The organism is Alteromonas sp. ABH4_456 (assembly GCF_056160645.1).
Genome location: NZ_JBSWXO010000005.1, coordinates 211,080 through 229,582 on the forward strand (window position 1 = coordinate 211,080; position 18,503 = coordinate 229,582).

At 49.4% G+C, this 18,503-nt stretch carries 17 protein-coding genes; 5 read left to right on the forward strand and 12 right to left on the reverse strand.

The features are described from left to right. Positions 1–51: 51 nt before the first annotated feature. Together ACXAG2_RS10225 and ACXAG2_RS10230 are read left to right on the forward strand one after the other, a co-directional pair. Positions 52–2,037 (forward strand): methyl-accepting chemotaxis protein, encoded by a 1,986-nt coding sequence (locus ACXAG2_RS10225; protein ID WP_474866612.1) that lies wholly within the window; start codon positions 52–54, stop codon positions 2,035–2,037. 78 nt (positions 2,038–2,115) lie between these two features. Further along, positions 2,116–2,820, forward strand: coding sequence for a FadR/GntR family transcriptional regulator (locus tag ACXAG2_RS10230; protein WP_474866615.1), 705 nt, complete (start codon positions 2,116–2,118; stop codon positions 2,818–2,820). Here ACXAG2_RS10230 and ACXAG2_RS10235 read toward each other — a convergent pair. Then, positions 2,817–4,481 (reverse strand): sulfatase family protein, encoded by a 1,665-nt coding sequence (locus ACXAG2_RS10235; RefSeq protein WP_474866617.1) that lies wholly within the window; start codon positions 4,479–4,481, stop codon positions 2,817–2,819. The genes ACXAG2_RS10230 and ACXAG2_RS10235 overlap by 4 nt on opposite strands. A gap of 371 nt (positions 4,482–4,852) precedes the next feature. Next, positions 4,853–4,984 (reverse strand): hypothetical protein, encoded by a 132-nt coding sequence (locus ACXAG2_RS10240; RefSeq protein ID WP_269748657.1) that lies wholly within the window; start codon positions 4,982–4,984, stop codon positions 4,853–4,855. A 221-nt stretch (positions 4,985–5,205) separates the two neighbouring features. Here ACXAG2_RS10240 and ACXAG2_RS10245 point away from each other — a divergent pair, with 221 nt between their 5' ends. After that, the gene (locus ACXAG2_RS10245; protein WP_474866619.1) at positions 5,206–5,397 is read left to right on the forward strand and encodes a hypothetical protein; all 192 of its coding nucleotides are present in this window, start codon (positions 5,206–5,208) and stop codon (positions 5,395–5,397) included. Positions 5,398–5,467: 70 nt separating this feature from the next. On the opposite strand, the gene ACXAG2_RS10250 is transcribed toward ACXAG2_RS10245, so the two are convergent. The 6 genes from ACXAG2_RS10250 to ACXAG2_RS10275 are packed head-to-tail and all read right to left on the reverse strand — an operon-like array spanning position 5,468 to position 10,854. Beyond that, a complete protein-coding gene (locus tag ACXAG2_RS10250; protein ID WP_474849224.1) occupies positions 5,468–6,598 on the reverse strand; it encodes an FAD-dependent oxidoreductase in 1,131 nt (376 codons plus the stop codon). Next, positions 6,595–6,957 carry a Rieske (2Fe-2S) protein gene (locus tag ACXAG2_RS10255; protein WP_474849227.1) on the reverse strand — a complete coding sequence of 121 codons (363 nt, stop codon included), beginning with the start codon at positions 6,955–6,957 and terminating at the stop codon, positions 6,595–6,597. The genes ACXAG2_RS10250 and ACXAG2_RS10255 overlap by 4 nt, the downstream gene beginning before the upstream one ends. Before the next feature lie 5 nt (positions 6,958–6,962). Continuing rightward, positions 6,963–7,892: a VOC family protein gene (locus ACXAG2_RS10260; protein ID WP_474849229.1), complete on the reverse strand. Its 930-nt coding sequence runs from the start codon at positions 7,890–7,892 to the stop codon at positions 6,963–6,965. Positions 7,893–7,896: 4 nt separating this feature from the next. After that, complete coding sequence (locus ACXAG2_RS10265) at positions 7,897–9,063, reverse strand: alpha/beta hydrolase family protein (RefSeq protein WP_303573374.1); 1,167 nt, start codon at positions 9,061–9,063, stop codon at positions 7,897–7,899. 11 nt (positions 9,064–9,074) lie between these two features. Continuing rightward, positions 9,075–9,875 carry a cyclase family protein gene (locus tag ACXAG2_RS10270; protein WP_070125966.1) on the reverse strand — a complete coding sequence of 267 codons (801 nt, stop codon included), beginning with the start codon at positions 9,873–9,875 and terminating at the stop codon, positions 9,075–9,077. 1 nt (position 9,876) lies between these two features. Beyond that, positions 9,877–10,854, reverse strand: a complete 978-nt coding sequence (locus ACXAG2_RS10275; protein WP_474866621.1) for a fumarylacetoacetate hydrolase family protein — start codon at positions 10,852–10,854, stop codon at positions 9,877–9,879. A 159-nt stretch (positions 10,855–11,013) separates the two neighbouring features. On the opposite strand from ACXAG2_RS10275, the gene ACXAG2_RS10280 reads away from it, so the two are divergent. Further along, positions 11,014–11,925, forward strand: a complete 912-nt coding sequence (locus ACXAG2_RS10280; protein ID WP_474866623.1) for a LysR substrate-binding domain-containing protein — start codon at positions 11,014–11,016, stop codon at positions 11,923–11,925. 30 nt (positions 11,926–11,955) lie between these two features. On the opposite strand, the gene ACXAG2_RS10285 is transcribed toward ACXAG2_RS10280, so the two are convergent. Both ACXAG2_RS10285 and ACXAG2_RS10290 read right to left on the reverse strand, forming a co-directional pair. Then, positions 11,956–12,270 carry a DMT family transporter gene (locus ACXAG2_RS10285; RefSeq protein WP_070125969.1) on the reverse strand — a complete coding sequence of 105 codons (315 nt, stop codon included), beginning with the start codon at positions 12,268–12,270 and terminating at the stop codon, positions 11,956–11,958. Between the two features lie 366 nt (positions 12,271–12,636). After that, a complete protein-coding gene (locus tag ACXAG2_RS10290; protein WP_474843954.1) occupies positions 12,637–12,798 on the reverse strand; it encodes a hypothetical protein in 162 nt (53 codons plus the stop codon). 182 nt (positions 12,799–12,980) lie between these two features. Between ACXAG2_RS10290 and ACXAG2_RS10295 the strand changes: the two genes are divergently transcribed. Beyond that, positions 12,981–14,390 (forward strand): aminotransferase-like domain-containing protein, encoded by a 1,410-nt coding sequence (locus ACXAG2_RS10295; RefSeq protein ID WP_474866626.1) that lies wholly within the window; start codon positions 12,981–12,983, stop codon positions 14,388–14,390. 71 nt (positions 14,391–14,461) lie between these two features. On the opposite strand, the gene ACXAG2_RS10300 is transcribed toward ACXAG2_RS10295, so the two are convergent. Together ACXAG2_RS10300 and ACXAG2_RS10305 are read right to left on the reverse strand one after the other, a co-directional pair. Continuing rightward, positions 14,462–15,109 (reverse strand): Qnr family pentapeptide repeat protein, encoded by a 648-nt coding sequence (locus ACXAG2_RS10300; RefSeq protein ID WP_474866629.1) that lies wholly within the window; start codon positions 15,107–15,109, stop codon positions 14,462–14,464. 210 nt (positions 15,110–15,319) lie between these two features. After that, positions 15,320–18,385 carry a TonB-dependent receptor gene (locus ACXAG2_RS10305; protein ID WP_474866632.1) on the reverse strand — a complete coding sequence of 1,022 codons (3,066 nt, stop codon included), beginning with the start codon at positions 18,383–18,385 and terminating at the stop codon, positions 15,320–15,322. Positions 18,386–18,503 lie beyond the last annotated feature (118 nt).

Below are 18,503 nucleotides of genomic sequence, written 5' to 3' on the forward strand. Positions count from 1 at the left end.
GTGTTGTATTGCTCCGCTTTACTTTCTCAATTGAAATGCGAGGAACGCAACTTGAATTGGTTACATCGATTTTCTCTGGTTCAGCTCACGCTGATCAGTGCCGCACTATTGTTTGTCTTTGCTTTTTTCCTGGTTGGTAAAGATGTGAGTTATACCCTCGCACAGCGCTCAGGTGCCGGTGACGATACGGCTCTCATCCAGTTGCTCGACCGGCTGGAAAAAGTGGCCCATCATCATGCCGTTGAACGGGGACTAACAGCAGGCTTCCTGGGTTCAGGCAGTGATGAGGCAAAAGCGAAAGTGGATGCTCAGCGCATTAAAGCTGACGCTGCAGAACAACAACTTATGGCACTGTTATCCGGCCAGTGGCCGGAAAGCTTCAATGTGTCGCGAAAAGTCGCTTTGTTGCAGGAAACCTTGAAAGCTAAGCCAGCGATCAGAAAAGAAGTGGATGCCGGCAATGGTAAAAATGCTTTCAGCTTTTACAGTAAGCTGAATAAATCTGCTCTGGATGCAGCCTCAAACCTCACCCTGAATATTCATAGCAGCGAAGCGGCGACAGAGCTTACTTATGCGATTCAATATGCGTGGCTAAAAGAGCGGCTTGGACAGGTACGGGGCAAAGTGAATGGCCTGCTTGCTAAACGCGCCGTAAATCCTGCCGCCCTTAATGAAATTTCGGCCTACGAGCAGGATATTGGGTACATCACAAAGCAATTAAATAATTTGCTCAGCGGGAATGACCTTTCAGCATTTAAGCAGGTAGCAGACTCTGCAGACGCCGGATTAATGAAAAGCGTGGTGGACGCCTTGCAATCTGACCCCGTTAATTTTTCTATTTTGCCGGCTCCGGCTGACTGGTTTCAGGCCTCCACACGGCAAATCGGTCAGGTCAAGCAACAGCTGGACAAGCAATGGCAGCGTATCAACAGTATGGCCATCAGCAATAGCGATATGGCTAACAGCCAGCTCATGTTGATAATCGGGTTTTCACTGGTTGTCGTGCTGGTCATTGGCCTGCTCTATTTCTTTATGATTTCTCTGTTGCGCCAGCAGTTACGCAGCCTTTCAACCAACCTTGACAAGGTATCCGGCAATGGCGATCTGACAGTCAATATACGATTGCCGGACGATAACGAACTGGGGCAGATTTCCGGCTACATCGATAAGACCATTCACACATTGCGGGATTTACTGCAAAGCGTGAAAGAGTCAGTGAGTATTTCAAACCGCATCAGTGACGACTTATATAAGTCGACTTCTGTGGTATTAAAAGACGCTGACGAGACATCCGGCAAAGCCATGACGATTTCTTCTGCGATAGAAGAAATGGCAACCACCAGCGAAGAGATAGCCCGCTCAACAATGAAAACACTGGAAGCCAGCCAGTCATTGAAAGGTATTTCAGAACGCTCTCTGACCGCAAACCGGGAAATTAAAGTCGCCATGCAGACGTTAACCAAAGACATGGACAGCGTGGCTGCCGAGGCACAAACCATGGGTCAGCAGGTGTCTGAAATCAGTACGATTCTAAATACCATTAACACCTTGTCTGAGCAAACCAACTTACTGGCTTTAAACGCAGCCATCGAAGCCGCACGGGCAGGCGAACACGGCCGCGGTTTTGCCGTGGTCGCCGATGAAGTAAGACAACTCGCTACTGCCAGCCGGGCTTCGACGGATAAGATTTCAGACTTACTGGAAAATCTCACGAATGTGAGTAATACGGTTATCAGTGGGATCAGCAGTAATAATGAGCGTGCCATGGAATCCCTGAATGTCACAGCTCAGGGCGAACAGGCAGCAGAAGAAGTGAAACAGGGTGCCGGCAACGTGGAACAGCTTGCTAACACTATGTCGGCAGCCACCGAAGAACAGTCGGTTACTGCCCGTCAGATAGCTGAAAATATCCTTGGCGTACAGGATGCCGCTGCTCATGAACATACATTGGCGCAGGAACTGAATAAGCTGTCAGAGAAGCTCAAACAAAACAACGAGGTACTGCAATCGAAAATGCACAAGTTCCGCGTTAACTGATGAATAAAATTGGCTTGACTAATTTACCTGTCTCCCTATGCTTTTACGGTTAAGCAGACAGAAAATCAGAATCAGGCCATGAAAGTAGAAGCGGTAAAAGTACGCAGACTTTATATCGAAGTCGCCACACAAATAGAAAGTCAGATCCGCAGCGGAAATATCAAACCGGGCGAGCGTTTACCCTCAGAGCGTGATCTGGCGGTACGGTTTGAAGTGAGCCGCCCCACTATTCGTGAAGCGATGATTGCCCTTGAAATTGCCGGCCTGGTGGAAATTCGCACCGGGTCTGGCATTTATGCTTTGCCGCTGAATGAACTGGATGCCGGAAAGCTGGATGATGTACCCGGTCCCTTCGAAGTACTGGAAGCCCGCCTTCTGGTAGAGCCTGAAGCGGTTAGTCTTGCTGCCGCCAGAATAAGCAAAGAACAGCTTGCGGTACTGGAAAACGCCCTTCGCATTATGGAAGACACCAAATCCAGTGAGAAAGCCAAAGAGCAGGCTGATGAACTTTTCCATTGCACCATCGCAGCAGCGACCGACAACAGTGCACTGGAATCTTACGTGAAGTGGCTGTGGGGATTGCGAAACCAGTCAGTGCTCAGTTCCACATTCCACCAGCGGGTACGGGATTTAGGCGTTCACCCGTATGTAGATGAACACCGTAGAATCCTCAATGCACTGAAACTCCGCGATCCGTCCAGGGCACGCAATGCCATGCACGCCCATATATCCAACGCCATCGAACAGGATATGGATGTTTTGCAGCTTGACGGGCGTAGTTAATTTTTTACCTGTGTACTGATAGCACTTTCTGCAAAACCGTATCTTATTGCTTTTGCTGACAAGTGACTCTCATCATCAATAACAAGGTGACCAGTATACAGGTGCCAGTGTTTTTGTTCAGGGTCGGTAGAATAAGTGATCGACGCACCTTCGGTCTGACTGCTCAGAATCACTTTTTTCTTATTTCCGCTAACTTCTTCAAGTTTAATAACCGGAGCTGAAGTTTGTGGTTGATTACCGCCGGGCCACATTGCATTAATTAACATGTCTTCCGATTCGTACTTGCCGTCATCAACAACATCCATCCAATTATCCAGTGCAGACTCCAGCTCACTTTGGATCTCCCGGACATCTGGCTGACCAGCGATGTTATTGATTTCATGCGGGTCGTTCAATGTGTCGTACAGTTCAATTTCAGCCCTCGGAGCCGAGAAATAGGACTCCTGAAGAGGTGTCAGCAACCCAGCCTGATGACGTTCATTTAATTCCTGCATAGCCGGAAACCAGTCACGGAAAGGAAGCGGGCGGAAATAAGGTTTATCAGCTAAGTAGTTACGGATTAACTTATACCGTTTATTCCTGACAGCCCGGACTTTGTCTTCAACCTGATCCATCCGGTCTCTTGCTGCATAGATATAGTCCCTCTGATTACTCAGAAAGTTTCTCCCCTGCATGTAATCGGGTACCTCTACTCCGGCCATGGTCAATACGGCAGGTGCAATATCGACCATTGATACCAACCGGCTGTCGACAGTATTCGCGCTAACGCCGTCAGGAAACCTTAATATCATAGGTAACTTAATACCTGAGTCCAGTACGGCTCTTTTGGCACGCGGGAAACCATCACCGTTGTCAGTGGTCCAGAGTATAATCGTATTTTCCAGCAGACTGTCTTCTTCGAGATTGCTTATGATACTACCCACCTGAGCATCCATGTAATGGATCAGATCATACATTTGCGTTACAGAGTCACGCACTTTAGGCGTATCAGGCAAATAAGGAGGCACAGTGACATCTTTTGATTGCGTCACCTCCTGTACATTCTGGCTAACCCACCCCCCCATTGCTTTTAAGAATCCTGCGTGAGGACCTTCAATAGTTTCCTGTGTCTTCCTTGGAGCCAGCCTGCTTTCGTGGGTTGAGAGCAGATTGATCATTGCGAAAAACGGCTTCCCGGAAGGCAGCTTTCTCCAAACCGCTAAATCCGGCTCATCCATGAAGCCATTTACGTCCACATCCCAGATACTAAAAGGTTCGCCAAACTGATAGTCACGCTTTGCCACATTCGCTGTCGCATATCCGGCACGTCTGAGCAACTCAGGATATGCTTTAACATGAGGAGGGGGCACAGCCCGGTAATTTTTATCCTCCGTGCGCATATGTTGCGCGCCGAAAGATATTGGATACATACCTGTAATATGAGCAGCCCGGCTGGGGGCACAAACACCGGCAACGGTGAAGAAATTCGTATAGCGGATACCCCCAGCAGCTAATTTATCTAAGTTGGGAGTCTGCGCGATACTGTCACCAAAAGCGCCGACCTTGCTACTTACATCATCAGCCATGATGACAATAATATTAGGGTGTTCTGTTGCTGCAGTTGCGGGTTGAAAAATGAGGACGGTTAAAAGCAATAAGCTTAGAAGTAAAATTCTGTACATAGCAAATTCTTATGGAAAGATCATAGATTACCGTTAACATAATCTTTACTCATTCTATCCAGAAGCCCAGTTTATCAATATGAGCTATTGAGAAAATAGATTCCCGCCGGAAAAAAAAGTACCGATGTAATACAATTATATCGCCATCAGCGTAACGCAAATGTGACTGAAGAACAGGCGGGATGTTTCAGGTGAATCATTGACAGATAAATCAAAAGCAAGCGTCTGTCCGGACATACCAATAGCCTCGTAAAGGCGCTATTTAGTGTCCTGGCCCGTTGTGCAGACAACAATATTCAGAAGAAGATATTACTGACGAAAAATGACTCCGCCAGGACGTTCAGGCTGTTTCAAAAACAGCCTGAACGTCCTCAGTATCCACCAATTGACACGAAACGGTCAACCATGAGTAATGCGGCGATACCGGCCATATAACAATAAGGAATAGGATCGCGCACGACCTGCGATGTGTATTCTCTTGCACGACGAAAAGACTGATTCATAACCATCTCCTGCGTAACGTTTTTATTATTCTCTGTTCAATTAGTGTATAAGGCGTTCCGGTCCAACCCGAAACTTACACTCAATATACAATTGATTAACACAGTGCGAAAATTAGTCTTTTGGATACATTGTATGGAGAAAATCGTTAGATAGCGTTACAGGTATCTGCGAGGAAATCGATGAAGGCCCGGGATTTGTTCAATATTCCACTTCTTCAACATTGGTTGATATTTCGGTAGTTATCGAATCGCCGGATATAGACTGGAAAGCAGCACTGGGCATTAACAACGCCACCGATGAGATTTACCGCGTGTCTGGTAACTCGTCTTTAGGTTCAGGCAGTGGCTATGCAGAAGTCGCCTATGCCAGACCAAGAATGGTATTCGCTAATGTGAGTTACGAGTTCTGTTAAGCGAATTTTTACCCGCAATGATCAAGGTGCGCTGATACAAAGCGCACCTTTTTTTATCGCTGAATAGTGCTTAAAGCGGCTGCGCCATCGCAATGGCAGAATCACGCATAATGCCGGCGTGCTCCATTTTGTCACCGCCCTCAATTTCGATTTCAGCAAGGCGACCGGAGTTTTCAACCACAAGGCGACAACGCTCCCACCGACGGGTCTGGAATGCGCTTAATGCCTGAGACAACGTGGCTTTGTCATCCAGTTCTTCTGCCAATACAATGGCATCTTCAAGTCCGATACAGGCACCGGATGCCAGGTGCGGCGTGGTCGCATGCACGGTATCACCGATTAACACTACGCGGTTTGAATACCAGGGTGCACGCATCAACATGCTTTCCAGCGGACGGTAGTGAATCATCGACTTGTCATGCAGCATGCCTTTCATTTGCTGTACAACCGGGGCCGGGAAAGACTCCAGCAACGCAATAAAGCGCTCTTTGAAAGTAGCCGGTTCAATAAACTCGTTGTCCGCCCGGTTTTCGGTAATGAACATGTACATTTCGTCTTTCGACATGGGGTTCACACCCACTTTCACATTCTTACCCATCCACATGTGAATGTTTTCAATTTCAGGAATACGGGGCAAAACTGCACGCCATACACCCTGGCCGATGTAAGATGGCTTGGGTGCATCAGGGAACAATGTGGTTCTTACCGATGACATCAGGCCGTCTGAACCAACCACCAGATCGTATTCACCGCTGGTGCCGTCGGTAAAGGTCACTTCTACGCTGTCGCCTTTGTCGTTGATGTTTTCAAACGTAATGCCTAAGCGCACATTCACATCGCATTCACGGGTTTTAGCTGCCAGAATTTTGGCCAGCACCGGGCGCATAATGGCACCTTCACAGGGTGCTTCGTTGCCCGCCACTGGCGGCGCAGGAATATGCGCCAGATGAGTACCGTCGGGCGCATGAACATCCAAACCGGCGTGGGTAGCACCCTGCGCTTTAAATTCATCCAGCACACCGATTTGACGCAGTGCTCTTATGGTGGCGCCGCCAATGCTGATCCCGGCACCGTCGGTGCGCCAGTTTTTATCAATCTCTACAAGATCAACCTGTATACCACGCTTACTCATTTCGATAGCGGCAGACATACCTGAGAAGCCACCACCAATAATCAATACTTTATTTACGCATGCGCTCATTGTTCTTTTCCTCGTGATTCACAGAGTAAAACGACATCCTGTTCAGCGGTCACCGTGATGTTCAGAGGGGTTAAAAACTCGCCTCTGCACGGCCCTTTCACACACTCTCCGGTGTCGGGTGTAAATAACGCGCCATGCGCCGCACAAACGATGTAGTCACCACCGGCATCCAGATAAACATCTTTCTTCCAGGGTAAGGCGGTATCGCCATAGTGCGGACAAATATCGCTGTAGCCATACAGCTTGCTGCCACGGCGCACAATAAAAACGGTGTCCTGACCCCGGGTATCAGGCAAAAAACCCCGGGAACTATTGTCGGGTAGTTCATCTAATTTGCAGAGCAGGACACCTTGGTTCATCACAATCAGCCTTTTGGTGGCGGCGGGCCCATTGGTGCCCACTTTTCGCGGTACTGCAGCAGGAACACCTGCGAGTTATCCGCACCCGGCAAGGCTTCGCGGGCATCCCAGTTGTCGTCATGGAGATCCATGTCAGCATCGAATTCCATGTTGCAGCCAAACGGGCTCTTGAAGTACCAGAACCAGTTAGAACCGAAGATGTGACGGCCCGGCCCCCAGAAGCTCTGGTAACCTTTTTCCACCATGCGGTTACCGGCCTGCACCACCGCAGTCGGGCCAGACATGTGGAAGGTAAAGTGTTCAATACCTTTCATTTGCGGCGGCGTGTTCAGGAAGAACAGCGTATGGTGATCGGTAGTGCCTGCAGGACGCATGAAAGGACCCACATGACTAAAGCGGTCGGTGGTGATAAAGCCCAGACGTTCTGCGTAGAACGCTTCGGCTTTTTTGTAATCTGGCACGAAATACACCACGTGAGACAGAGTGCGCGGCTCCGGCGTAAAGTCTTTCGATACACCAATTTCATTGGCCGGACGCTGTGCAGGTGCACCCGGTGCATTAATTTTCTCTGCTGGCATATCCAGCGGCTTGCGCATAGTGACCTGGAAGCCCAGCACAAAACCCATGTCATCCACAGCTTCAATACTGCCGTCATCCAGACGTTTTACTTCACGGTCTTTCGACAGTTCGTCGTAAATGGCATCCACGGTTGCGGTATCTGCCACGCCGTAAATGGTTTTGCGGATACTTGACCCCGTTTCCAGCGGCGCAGGCAAACTGCTGTCGTCTTTGCTGTAAATCTCAATACCCGTGCCATCAAGGGCAACGAAGCGGTGTTCAGATGCCTGCGTTAAACCGTAATCCAGCGCAAACTGTTTACAGGCTTCCACATCATCAACACCAAAAATCAATAAATCCGGTCCAATAATATTCATGATTTTATCCTTCAATCGATGTGCGGGCGTTGAACGTTTCCGCTACCCAGTCAGCAATGTAGTGACCGGCGTTGATGCTGTTGTCGAAGCTGGAGTGCTGTACACCGCCTTCACGTTCGGTAAACACTTTCAGCTCACGCTTAGGGCTGTTTACCAGTTGCTCGTAGGTGCGCTCTGCCCACTTAAGCGGGATTTGTGAGTCTTTCGAACCGTGGGTGACCAGGAAAGGCACTTTGATTTTTTCTACTTCCCCGTCCAGACACACGTTTTCAGCAATGGTCATGAACTCGTCGATGTCTTTTGCGCCCCATACCCAGCACACATGATTCCAATAGTGTGGTACCGGGAAGTCGCCTTCTTTTTCCAGGCGACGCTTCTGAACGTCACGCCAGTCGTGGTTTGCACCCCAGCACACACCCAGTGCCAGGCGCGGCTCGTTCGCCACCGCGCGCGGGCAGTAATAGCCCCCTAACGACACCCCTTCCATACCAATGCGGCTGTTGTCTACTTCAGGATGCTGCTCCAGCCAGTCAACCACCGGTGATGCCCAGTGTTCGCTGTCGAAACGGGCGTTAATGTTTTGCAGGCGTAACGCTTCGCCCGTACCCGGCTGATCCAGTACCAGTGACGACACGCCCCGGTCTGCCAGCCATTGTGGCAAGCCAACGAGGTACTTCATTTCTTTGGTGGAATCCAGGCCGTTTACCTGAATTAACAGCGGTGCCGGGCCATCTACATTTTTCGCTTTCACGTAAAGTCCGGACAGATGTTTGCCTTCATAAGGAATTTCAACGCGCTTACAGTTCGCCCCTTTCAGCGCCATGCCACGTTCGAACAATTCCAGTTCACGCTTGTACAGCTCAAGACGACCAGGGGCATTGTGGGCCTGCAAACGCTCACAGGTGATGAGGTACGAGGAAGCGCGCATGTATTTTTCGCCGGCAGAAATCATGCGGCCAGCCTGCTCGTCTTCTTCGGCCAGCACACACAGCTTGTCTGCCATGTTTGCCCAGGTATTGCGGAACGCTTCGGTACCCTCTTTGTCTTTTTTCTTCGCGGCTTCCTGCAGCGGAGCACACATCTCTTCGATTTCACCGATACGGGCGCCCATTTCGATGGCGAGGTCGACTGACAGGTTCCACACATAGTTGGTGGGGAAATACTTAAACATGATAACTCCTCTTAAGAATTCGTCTTTTTAGGCACGAACGCGACGGCACGAACAAAGCCCGCCGATGCCTTTTTAATTTTGTAAGGGAAACAGGAAATCCAGAATCCGGACGCTGGAAGTGACTCAAGGTTTGATAGCTTTTCCATTTGCCCGTAGCCGATATCACGGCCGGCTTTATGGCCTTCCCAGATAATTGACGCATCGCCGGATTCAGCGAAGCGTTCGCGGGTATACTTGAAGGGTGCATCCCAGCTCCAGGCATCGGTGCCCACTACCCGCACACCTTTTTCAAGGAGGTACATGGTGGCTTCGCGGCCAAGGCCCACACCGGCTTCGAGGTAACCCGGCTCGCCGAAAATGGCACCGGCGCGGGTATTCACCACCACGATATCCAGTGGTTGCAGTTCATAGTTAATGCGCTTCAGCTCAGCTTCGATGTCTTCTGCGGTCACCACATAGCCGTCTTCCATGTTGCGGAAGTCCAGCTTCACACCCGGGCGCATACACCAGTCGAGAGGTAATTCATCAATACCAAAAGCCGGCTTGCCGCCGTCGGTGGTGGATGCGTAGTGCCATGGCGCGTCCATGTGCGTACCACTGTGGGTGGTGATTTGCAGGCGTTCTGCTGCCCAGGACTCGTTGCCTGGTAGTTGGTCGAGAGTAAGGCCGGGGAACATAGCCTCCATTTCAGGCCAACCTTCCTGGTGATCCATATAATCAATCTTTGGCAACAGCGGCGGCGGATCGGTGTGGGGGTTGTTGTCCAGCGTGACGGACAAATCTACGATGTCAAAATCATTGGGGCTGAACATGTTAGCCTCCTTTTACTGTTTGATTGATTTCGCCGAAAAGCGGCTGGCCCTGCTTGTCGCGGCACACCATGTGTACCGTTTCACCGTTACTCAAAAACGGGGTTTGCGGTTTGCCGTGCCTTATCAGCTCTTTAGCGCGCAGCTCGGCAATACAGGCCTGTCCGACTTCGGGGTTTGTATTGGAAACCGTACCGGAGCCAAACACCGTACCGGCTTTGATAGGACGGGCTGTGGCGGCGTGGGCAATCAGCTCATGGAAACCAAAATGCATTTCACTGCCCGACGGGTTGCCAAACCATTCACCGTTGCGGGTGATATTGAGGGTTAAATGGATTCTGCCGTCTGCCCAGCTGTCGCCAAGCTCATCCGGCGTTACCGCGAACGGCGCAAAAGCGGTTTCGCCTTTTGCCTGCACAAAACCGAAGCCGGTTTTCATTTCACGGGGCGCCAGACCGCGATAGCTGATATCATTTAGTTGCACCACCAGTTTGATGGCCTGCATGGCCTCACCGGGCGTAGCTCCAACAGGCACATCCGTGGTCAGAACGCCAAACTCACCTTCGAAATCTACGCCATGGGCAGGGTTATACAGCGCGATGGTGTCATTACATCCGGTGAAGGCATCGCCGGCGCCCTGGTAGATCAGCGGATATTTGTCGGCGTCTTCGATGGGATCGAGATTAAACGCCTTTTGCATCAAATGGCCGTGATTCATAAACAACGAACCATCCAGCCACTGATACGTGCGGGGTAACGGTGCTAAGAAACAGGCACCGGCAACGGGCTCGGCCTGTTCACAGGTGCCGTTGTTCAGTGCGTTGCTGATATCCTGAAGTACCGGAAGCACACTTTGCCAGTCAGCCAGACACGCGGCCATGGTGCCGGCAGAACCGTGTACACGACACATTTGCGAAGTATCTTTTGAGATAACAACCAGTTGGCCATCCGGACTACCGTTATCGATTGAGGCTAGTTTCATCGCCGCTCCACAAACCGAACAGAAATTCGATTTTTTATTGTTAAAAATATTTAAATTAATGGAGAAACAATGTTAAATGGGCGCTGACCAAACAAAAAATTGAATGTATAGATGGTTTGCATCAATTTGATAGATACCTAAACAGGCAACGAGGGCGTTATGCGGTTTGAACAGCTGGATCTGAATTTATTAGTAGCACTAGACATACTGCTGGAAGAACAAAATATCACCAGAACAGCTGACAAGCTGCACCTGTCACAGTCGGCCACCAGCAGTATTTTATCGCGGTTGCGGCTTTATTTTGATGATGATTTGCTGGTGCAGATAGGCCGAAAAATGCAGCCCACGCCTTATGCACTGGAACTGCAGGAACCGGTAAGAGAAATGCTGAATATTGTGCGCGGTTCGATTACCAATAAACGTAAACTGGAGCCCGCCACCAGCCAGCGACATTTCCGCATTGTTGCGTCAGATTATATTATTCAGGTATTCCTTGCCGGTGTGCTGGCGAAAGTGCAGAAGCTGGCGCCTGGCATGACTTTCGAATTTCTTTCACCTTTCACCGTTGAGGTGGAAACCATGGTGAAAAGCGGGATTGATATTGTGATTGCGCCGGAAAGTGAAACCGTGGACGGTTATCCTCACGCCTTTTTCGCCACTGACGAAATGGTTTGTATTGCCTGCAAAGACAATCCGGACACGCAGGGTGGTCTGACGCCGGAAATCTTCTCATCACTGGGACACGCTTCGGTGGGATTCGGCCGTGTCAGCCTTTTAAGTATTGAGCCATGGCTGGTTAAAGAGCGCAACATTAAACGTAAAGTAGAAGTGATCACCAACGACTTTACCTCACTGTGCACCACAGTGGTCAGCACCGGCAGACTGGCCATTATTCCCCGCCGTTTTGCTGAACTCATGGCCACTTTCATGCCTATTGATATTCTATCTATGCCCTTCGATTTTCCCGACTTGCGGGAAGCCATGATGTGGCACCCGACCGTAGACAGCGATCCTATTCACCGCTGGCTGCGCACACTGATTTTAGAAGAAGCGGCCATGGTGAGTAGTTGATGTCGTGAGGTGATATTCACCTCACATTTCTCATCCTACTTTCAGCAGTACCACACCGGATATGATCAAAAATACGCCGATGTAGCGCAGCAGTGATGTAGGGTCGCCAAAGGCAAAAACGCCCACCAGAAACGTACCGGCAGCGCCTATGCCGGTCCATACGGCATACGCGGTGCCCAGAGGAATATCCCTTTGTGCCAGATACAGTAAAAAGCCGCTGACCCCCATAAATGCAATCGCCATGGCGATGCCACCCCATTTGTACTGGCCGCTTTGAGATAATTTCAGGCCCAGAGGCCAACCAATTTCGGTTAACCCTGCCAGCACCAGATAAACCCAACTCATCGTTTTCCTCATTAAATGAGGAACTATTGGGCGGCATACTATCTTTATTTACAACAAAGACCAGTTAGCAACTATCACTTTTACTAATATGTTAAATATTGAATATATCCGCAAGTTCACTATCGCCACAAGACAAGGCTCGTTTTCTGCCTGCGACCGCAAGACAGGGAAAGTGCAGCCGGCAGTAATTCAGGCAATCAATAATCTTAAAAATGAAGCAAACAGACATGGTTTCTGACTATAAAACCCGGAGCGTGCCGGTAGACATCATTACACCAGGCGGCCGCCAGCACGGGCCCGTAGCGGAATAGTTTAGTAATGAGTTGAAAAGACGCTGGCGGAGGAATTCTGAGGATCAGATTATCCTCAACTCTTATCTTTTTCGCCCACTTCCGCCACGACCATCCAGTACAGCACCAGCATGACGACGACAAAAACAATTGTGAAAATCATACCCAATACCGTGCCTCCACCTGCATGAGCCGGCGCAGCAAGAAAGAAAGACAACAAGAGTAAATACAGTTTCATAACGTCCCCTTTGACATTGTGCGGATTTCGGGCCAGACCACGACTGGACGAAACTCTTAATTGGCAGATTCAAAAGTAAACCCGCAGAGGAACAATAAACAGGTACAGAAAGCGTACATTTTTCTATAACAGATCGTTTATTCGCTTGTTATAATCTGATGAAGCTTTGGCCGGAGTAAGCAATGGCGAAATATATAATTTTAGCCGGGCAAATAAAAGAGCAGATCGAGCGGGGTATCTGGCTGGAACATGAAAAGCTTCCGTCGCTGCGCAAGCAGGCCCGCCAAACAGGTTACAGCCTGATGACCGTGCTCCATGCCTATCAGATGCTCGAAAGTCAGGGTTTGATCAGCTCCCATGAGCGCTCCGGCTTTACAGTTACATCAGCAGCCCGCCCGGCTGATGAGAACAAAGTACAAACAGCGGAAGCGGTGAGCATTAATGATTTTGTTTATGAAGTACTTCAGGCATCCCGCGACCCGCATATGTTCAGCTTAGGGTTTGCTTATCCCGATCCTGCTCTGTATCCCAGGCACCATCTGAATAAGTCCATCGTTGCAGCTGCACAACAAATTTCACTGACCAGTGCGATGGATAACCTGCCACCGGGTAACCCTGAACTCAGACAAATAATTGCCAAACGCTATGCGGCGCGGGGTGTGAATATTTCCCCTGATGAAATTATTATCACGGCAGGCGCACTTGAAGCACTCAGTCTGAGTTTGCAATCCTGTACCAGGCCGGGTGACTGGGTAGTGATTGAATCTCCGGTGTTTTATGGCGCTATGCAAGCACTGGAACGGCTTGGCTTAAAGGCAATTACAGTAACGGTTTCGCCGCTGAACGGGCTGGATATTGACGCACTCGAGCGGGCTTTTCAAAATCATCCGGTGAAGGCGTGCTGGCTGATGAGCAGCTTTCAGAATCCCGTAGGCTACTCACTTAGTGATGACAAAAAGCAGCAGATTGCGAGGTTACTCAAAACCTATGGGGTAACATTAATCGAAGATGATGTTTATGCTGAATTGTATGCCGGACAGACACCACCGTTGCCTATTAAACATTTTGTCGAAGACGGGTACAGCCTGCTTTGTTCGTCTTTTTCCAAGTCACTGGTAGCAGGCTATCGCATAGGCTGGGTGGCAGCCGGCCATAAGTCGCTGGACATTCAGAAACAACAGCTGATGAGTACACTGGCTACCAGTGCGCCTGTTCAGCTGTCACTGGTTCACTACCTGTCTTCCAAAAACTACGAGTCGCACTTGAAGCAACTTCGTAAGAAACTGATAACCAGAAAAAAAACCATGCAGGCCTGCCTTGAAGCACTTTTACAGGACGTTGCTAAAATTCACTCGCAGGACGGCGGTTATTTTTTATGGATAGAATGCCAGCCTCACGTGAATGCGATGGATATCTATTTTGAAGCATTACGCCTGCACATTACGATTGCCCCCGGAAAGCTGTTCAGCCTGCATGATGAATTTAATCATTGCTTCCGGCTGAACGCCTCGTTGGAACTAAACGGGGCGCGTCGTACGTTACTTAAGAAACTGGCGAACTATATAATTGATATCACTCAGTCAGGGAAATAGCTGCTAAGAAGCAATCTTCCTATAGGTACTTATATTCTCAGTAAAACGCCGGTAAAAGGGAACGTAAAAACCTAGCTTACAATTAAACCAAGAGGACTGAGCAGGGATTCCTGCTGCCAATCACAAATTTTCACGCCAGTTAAATCCATTCTGCGGATGTCGAGTCCATGTAAGTCCACATGCCGGAGATCACAGTTTTTCAAGCTGAACGTGCCCCAGTGGTCTGAAGAAAAATCGCCACGGCTGAGATCTGCGTCGTCCATACTCACGCCGCTGAGGTTCGCGCCGCGCCAGATGTTTTCTGATAATTCGCACTTCTCAAGCAGCTGTCCTTCGAAATCCGCATAACTCAAATTACAACCGGTTATCACTACAGAGCAAAAGAAAGACTTCGTAGTGATAAAGTTCGCAAAAGAAGCTTGCCTGAAATCAGCACCTTTTAAATCACAATCTCTGAATTCAGCACCAAATCCGTCGGCACCACGGAAACTGGCCAGTGCCAGACGACAATTACGGAAGCTGGTATCGCGAATGTCAGCAAAAGAAAAGTTGCAACCTTTTTCGCCGTCTGAAGTGGTAAAGGCACAACCTGATAATTCTGCGCCTGACAATTTTGCGCGGGTAAAGTCGCAATCGATAAACCGGCAATTTTCGAATTTTACAGCTTCGAGATCTTCATCAAAATGTTTTCCCTCAAACTGCTCGCCTTTGTAATGCATATTAAAACTCCACGAATATTTCTTTGCCAGGTAACCATGAATCCGCAACAAGCGAGAGAACAGCCCTATTTTCAGCCAACGTCAGGCACAATCACATAGGTGAAGCACCTGAATGTCAATACGAAGTTAGTAGCAGGCTCATTTTCAATCCATAAAAAACCGCACCTGCTCAACTATCAGGTGCGGTTTCAACGGTTGTTATAACTTCAATCAGAAGCTATAACGGGCACTCAGTACAAAACGTCTGTCCAGTTCCTGAACAAAGAACGTGTTGTTTTGTGTACGGCCATACTGACGCTGACCTTCTTCCAGTAAGTTAATGACATCAAGGCTCATGGTGAAGTCATCAGTGAAGTCGTAGCTGACGTTCAAATCTAACTGCTTGTATTCATCAATGAACAGCGGGTTACGCTGTGACGATACAGAACGGTTAACTTCTGCCAGGAACGCATCACGCCAGTTGTAAGCGATACGGGTAGACAGGCCATTCTTCTCGTAAATTAATACGAGGTTAGCACTGTCACTTAAGCCTTCCAGAGCGAACTGCTCGATAGCAGGGCTCGCACCTACATCGTAACCGATATCACCGTCTACGATGGTGAAGTTAGCCTGGTAACCAAAGCCGCTGTCGCCGAAGAAATGCTGCCATGCGAACTCGTAACCGGAGATACGTGCACTCTGGTTGTTCACAGGTTGAGTCACCTCAAACTGCATTTCCGGGTCACCGGCTTGCGGCTCAACGTTGTTTGAAGCAAATACTGCATCAGCGAATGCCTGACCTTCTTCGAACTCATCAGCACCACCCGGGAAGTTATCCGGGTTGGTTAACAGTGCTGTCATGGTAAAGAAGTTACGCTCTGTCACTTCTACACCACGGGCTTCCAGTTCAGCAATTGCTTCAGCAGACACTGTACCGGCTGCACCGGAAGTAGGGTCAAGCAGACCGAACAGACCTTGAGAAACCTGCTGTGTACCTACGAAGTTGTCTACGTCTTTACGGTAGTAACCCACAGACACCATAGACGCATCACCGTAGTAATACTCTAAGGACAGGTCGAAGTTATTGGATTCCAGCGGATCCAGCGCGGCGTTACCACGGCTACCGGAACCTTGTCCGCCCAGGTAGGTAGGACGACCAGGCGCACCCACTGTGGTAGCAGTGTACATCTGGTTGTAGGCCGGACGGGCCAGCGTCATGCTGTAAGAAGCACGGGCTTTTAAATCGTCAGTCAGATTGATCGAGAAGTCAATATTCGGCAGGAACGCTTCATAAGAGTGTTTCTGCGACAGTGCCTGTGTTTCGTCACCCAGTACAGTACGGAAGTCGTTGTCTGATACCCAGTTGATTTGCAGTGGGACGGTTTGTAAAGAAATCGACTCGACGTCTGTTTTTTCATAGCGTGCACCGACTACCAGGTTAGTCTCGAAACCACCCAGTTCGCCGTCCATTGACGCCATACCGTATAAAGACAGAATGTCTTCTTTCACTGTGTTATCAGCTGAAGAAATCGCATTGAACGTATCCAGAGTGTAACCGTACATAGGCGCGATGCTGTTAACCAGCTCTACTGCATTACCCTTGAACGACACGCTACCCAACGGAATAGTTGATGAGCCGGCCGGAACAGCCATGGCGTCAGCACCAGCTACGCCAGTGATATTCGTGTCTTCAAACGCACAGGCAGTGCAAGTGACTTCCAGCAGACCTTCCGGAATATTACCTACATCAGCGACACCCCAGCCACCAAGCTGCGCTTCGGATTCGAAACGGTTCTGGTTCATCTCGGTTGAAATATAGCCAACACCAAAGTCGATTTTCACGTCTGCGCCCTGATCCCAGGTACCGTCAAAACGGACCTGATCAACAGTTTGCTTCTGATTAGATTCAATGGCGCGGGCAACCTGAGGGCCTACATCCGGCATATCGAAAATACCGTTATCGTTACCCTTAATGGAGTCGTCTACCACGATACTCACTTGCGGGAACCCTGAAGACATATCAACTGTCTGCCAGCCTGCAGTTGCACCGGCAACGTTCATACGCACAACGTTTTTACCGGAAGGGCCGTCACCACCACTTTTGGCTTCTGATGACGCAACGTCAAAGCGCAGGTTTAGTTCATCAGACACCCACCAGTTCGCATTTAAGCCGAAGGAGTGCAATTCATCTTTCGCGGCCAGCGCCAGGTTCTGGAAGAAAAAGTCTTTACCGCCGTCGATGTCTTCGCTGAAACGGATAGGTGTGGCAACAACAGGGTTACCATCGAACTCCATATCAGTGAACTGACGGGCAAACCATACACCGTCCGTGATAGACGTGGCCTCCATGGTGTTGCTTGCGTACGTCGCATCAGCAGTAATGGTTAACATATCTGACGGTGCATATTGCAACGTAACCATACCGTTTAAACGCTCACGGTTGTTTTCGTTAACACCGTAACCTACGTTAGTTGGCATCGCTACCAGCTGACCTTCTTCCGGCGGGTTGGTCACATTCGCACCATCGACCAGACCAAAGGTACCCGGTGAAGTGGAATCCCAGTTAAACAGCTGATACTGAGACACGTTCATCACGCGGCTACCGGAATTACGTTCCTGATAAGAACCAAATACTGCTACACCCAGGGTATTGTCGTCGTTAGACCAGTTACCCATACCACTCAGTTCCGGCGTTACGCCATCACCACTTTCGTCTTTCATTGCCTTAGCACCGAAAGACATGCGGTTTTCACCCTGAGACAGTGGTTTAATGGTGTTAATGTTAATTGTTGCACCGATACCACCTGACGGTACTGCTGCACGGCCGGTTTTGTATACTTCAATACCGCTTACACCTTCAGAGGCAAGGTTAGAGAAGTCGAATGAACGGGTAGAGCCGGAAGCCCCCTGGTCATCTGAGTTACCGGTAATTGATGCTACGTTTGCAGCCGGCATCTGACGGCCGTTTAACGTGATTAAGTTGAAGTTACCACCAAAACCACGCACGGTAACTTCAGAACCTTCACCGTTTACACGGTTAATTGATACACCGGTAATCCGTTGAAGTGATTCTGCCAGGTTAGTATCAGGGAATTTACCCATGTCTTCTGCCGAAATGGCATCAACAACACCTGATGACTGACGCTTCACGTTCATAGACTGAGACAGTGATCCCCTAACACCACGGACTTCAATCTGTTCCATTTCTTCAGGCGCTTGCTGAGCAAAGGCCTGTGACGCAACCACAACGCTCAGAGTACCTGCCACCGCGCATGACAGTTTTGATTTTTTAAACATTATTTGGTTTCCAATTGAGTTTTTGTGACACAAATGAAATGCATGTCCCTTACTGAGCGCCCCGTGATATCGATGTCATTATGGTTTCACGCTTTGGCTCTCAGACCCCATCACACAT

What these genes read in the sequence shown, in the direction of transcription:
- ACXAG2_RS10230 (WP_474866615.1), top strand. Translation starts at nt 2,116, where the DNA reads ATGAAAGTAGAAGCGGTAAAAGTACGCAGACTTTATATCGAAGTCGCC.
- ACXAG2_RS10235 (WP_474866617.1), bottom strand. Translation starts at nt 4,481, where the DNA reads ATGTACAGAATTTTACTTCTAAGCTTATTGCTTTTAACCGTCCTCATT.
- ACXAG2_RS10240 (WP_269748657.1), bottom strand. Translation starts at nt 4,984, where the DNA reads ATGAATCAGTCTTTTCGTCGTGCAAGAGAATACACATCGCAGGTCGTG.
- ACXAG2_RS10250 (WP_474849224.1), bottom strand. Translation starts at nt 6,598, where the DNA reads ATGAGCGCATGCGTAAATAAAGTATTGATTATTGGTGGTGGCTTCTCA.
- ACXAG2_RS10255 (WP_474849227.1), bottom strand. Translation starts at nt 6,957, where the DNA reads ATGAACCAAGGTGTCCTGCTCTGCAAATTAGATGAACTACCCGACAAT.
- ACXAG2_RS10260 (WP_474849229.1), bottom strand. Translation starts at nt 7,892, where the DNA reads ATGAATATTATTGGACCGGATTTATTGATTTTTGGTGTTGATGATGTG.
- ACXAG2_RS10265 (WP_303573374.1), bottom strand. Translation starts at nt 9,063, where the DNA reads ATGTTTAAGTATTTCCCCACCAACTATGTGTGGAACCTGTCAGTCGAC.
- ACXAG2_RS10270 (WP_070125966.1), bottom strand. Translation starts at nt 9,875, where the DNA reads ATGTTCAGCCCCAATGATTTTGACATCGTAGATTTGTCCGTCACGCTG.
- ACXAG2_RS10275 (WP_474866621.1), bottom strand. Translation starts at nt 10,854, where the DNA reads ATGAAACTAGCCTCAATCGATAACGGTAGTCCGGATGGCCAACTGGTT.
- ACXAG2_RS10280 (WP_474866623.1), top strand. Translation starts at nt 11,014, where the DNA reads ATGCGGTTTGAACAGCTGGATCTGAATTTATTAGTAGCACTAGACATA.
- ACXAG2_RS10285 (WP_070125969.1), bottom strand. Translation starts at nt 12,270, where the DNA reads ATGAGTTGGGTTTATCTGGTGCTGGCAGGGTTAACCGAAATTGGTTGG.
- ACXAG2_RS10290 (WP_474843954.1), bottom strand. Translation starts at nt 12,798, where the DNA reads ATGAAACTGTATTTACTCTTGTTGTCTTTCTTTCTTGCTGCGCCGGCT.
- ACXAG2_RS10295 (WP_474866626.1), top strand. Translation starts at nt 12,981, where the DNA reads ATGGCGAAATATATAATTTTAGCCGGGCAAATAAAAGAGCAGATCGAG.
- ACXAG2_RS10300 (WP_474866629.1), bottom strand. Translation starts at nt 15,109, where the DNA reads ATGCATTACAAAGGCGAGCAGTTTGAGGGAAAACATTTTGATGAAGAT.
- ACXAG2_RS10305 (WP_474866632.1), bottom strand. Translation starts at nt 18,385, where the DNA reads ATGTTTAAAAAATCAAAACTGTCATGCGCGGTGGCAGGTACTCTGAGC.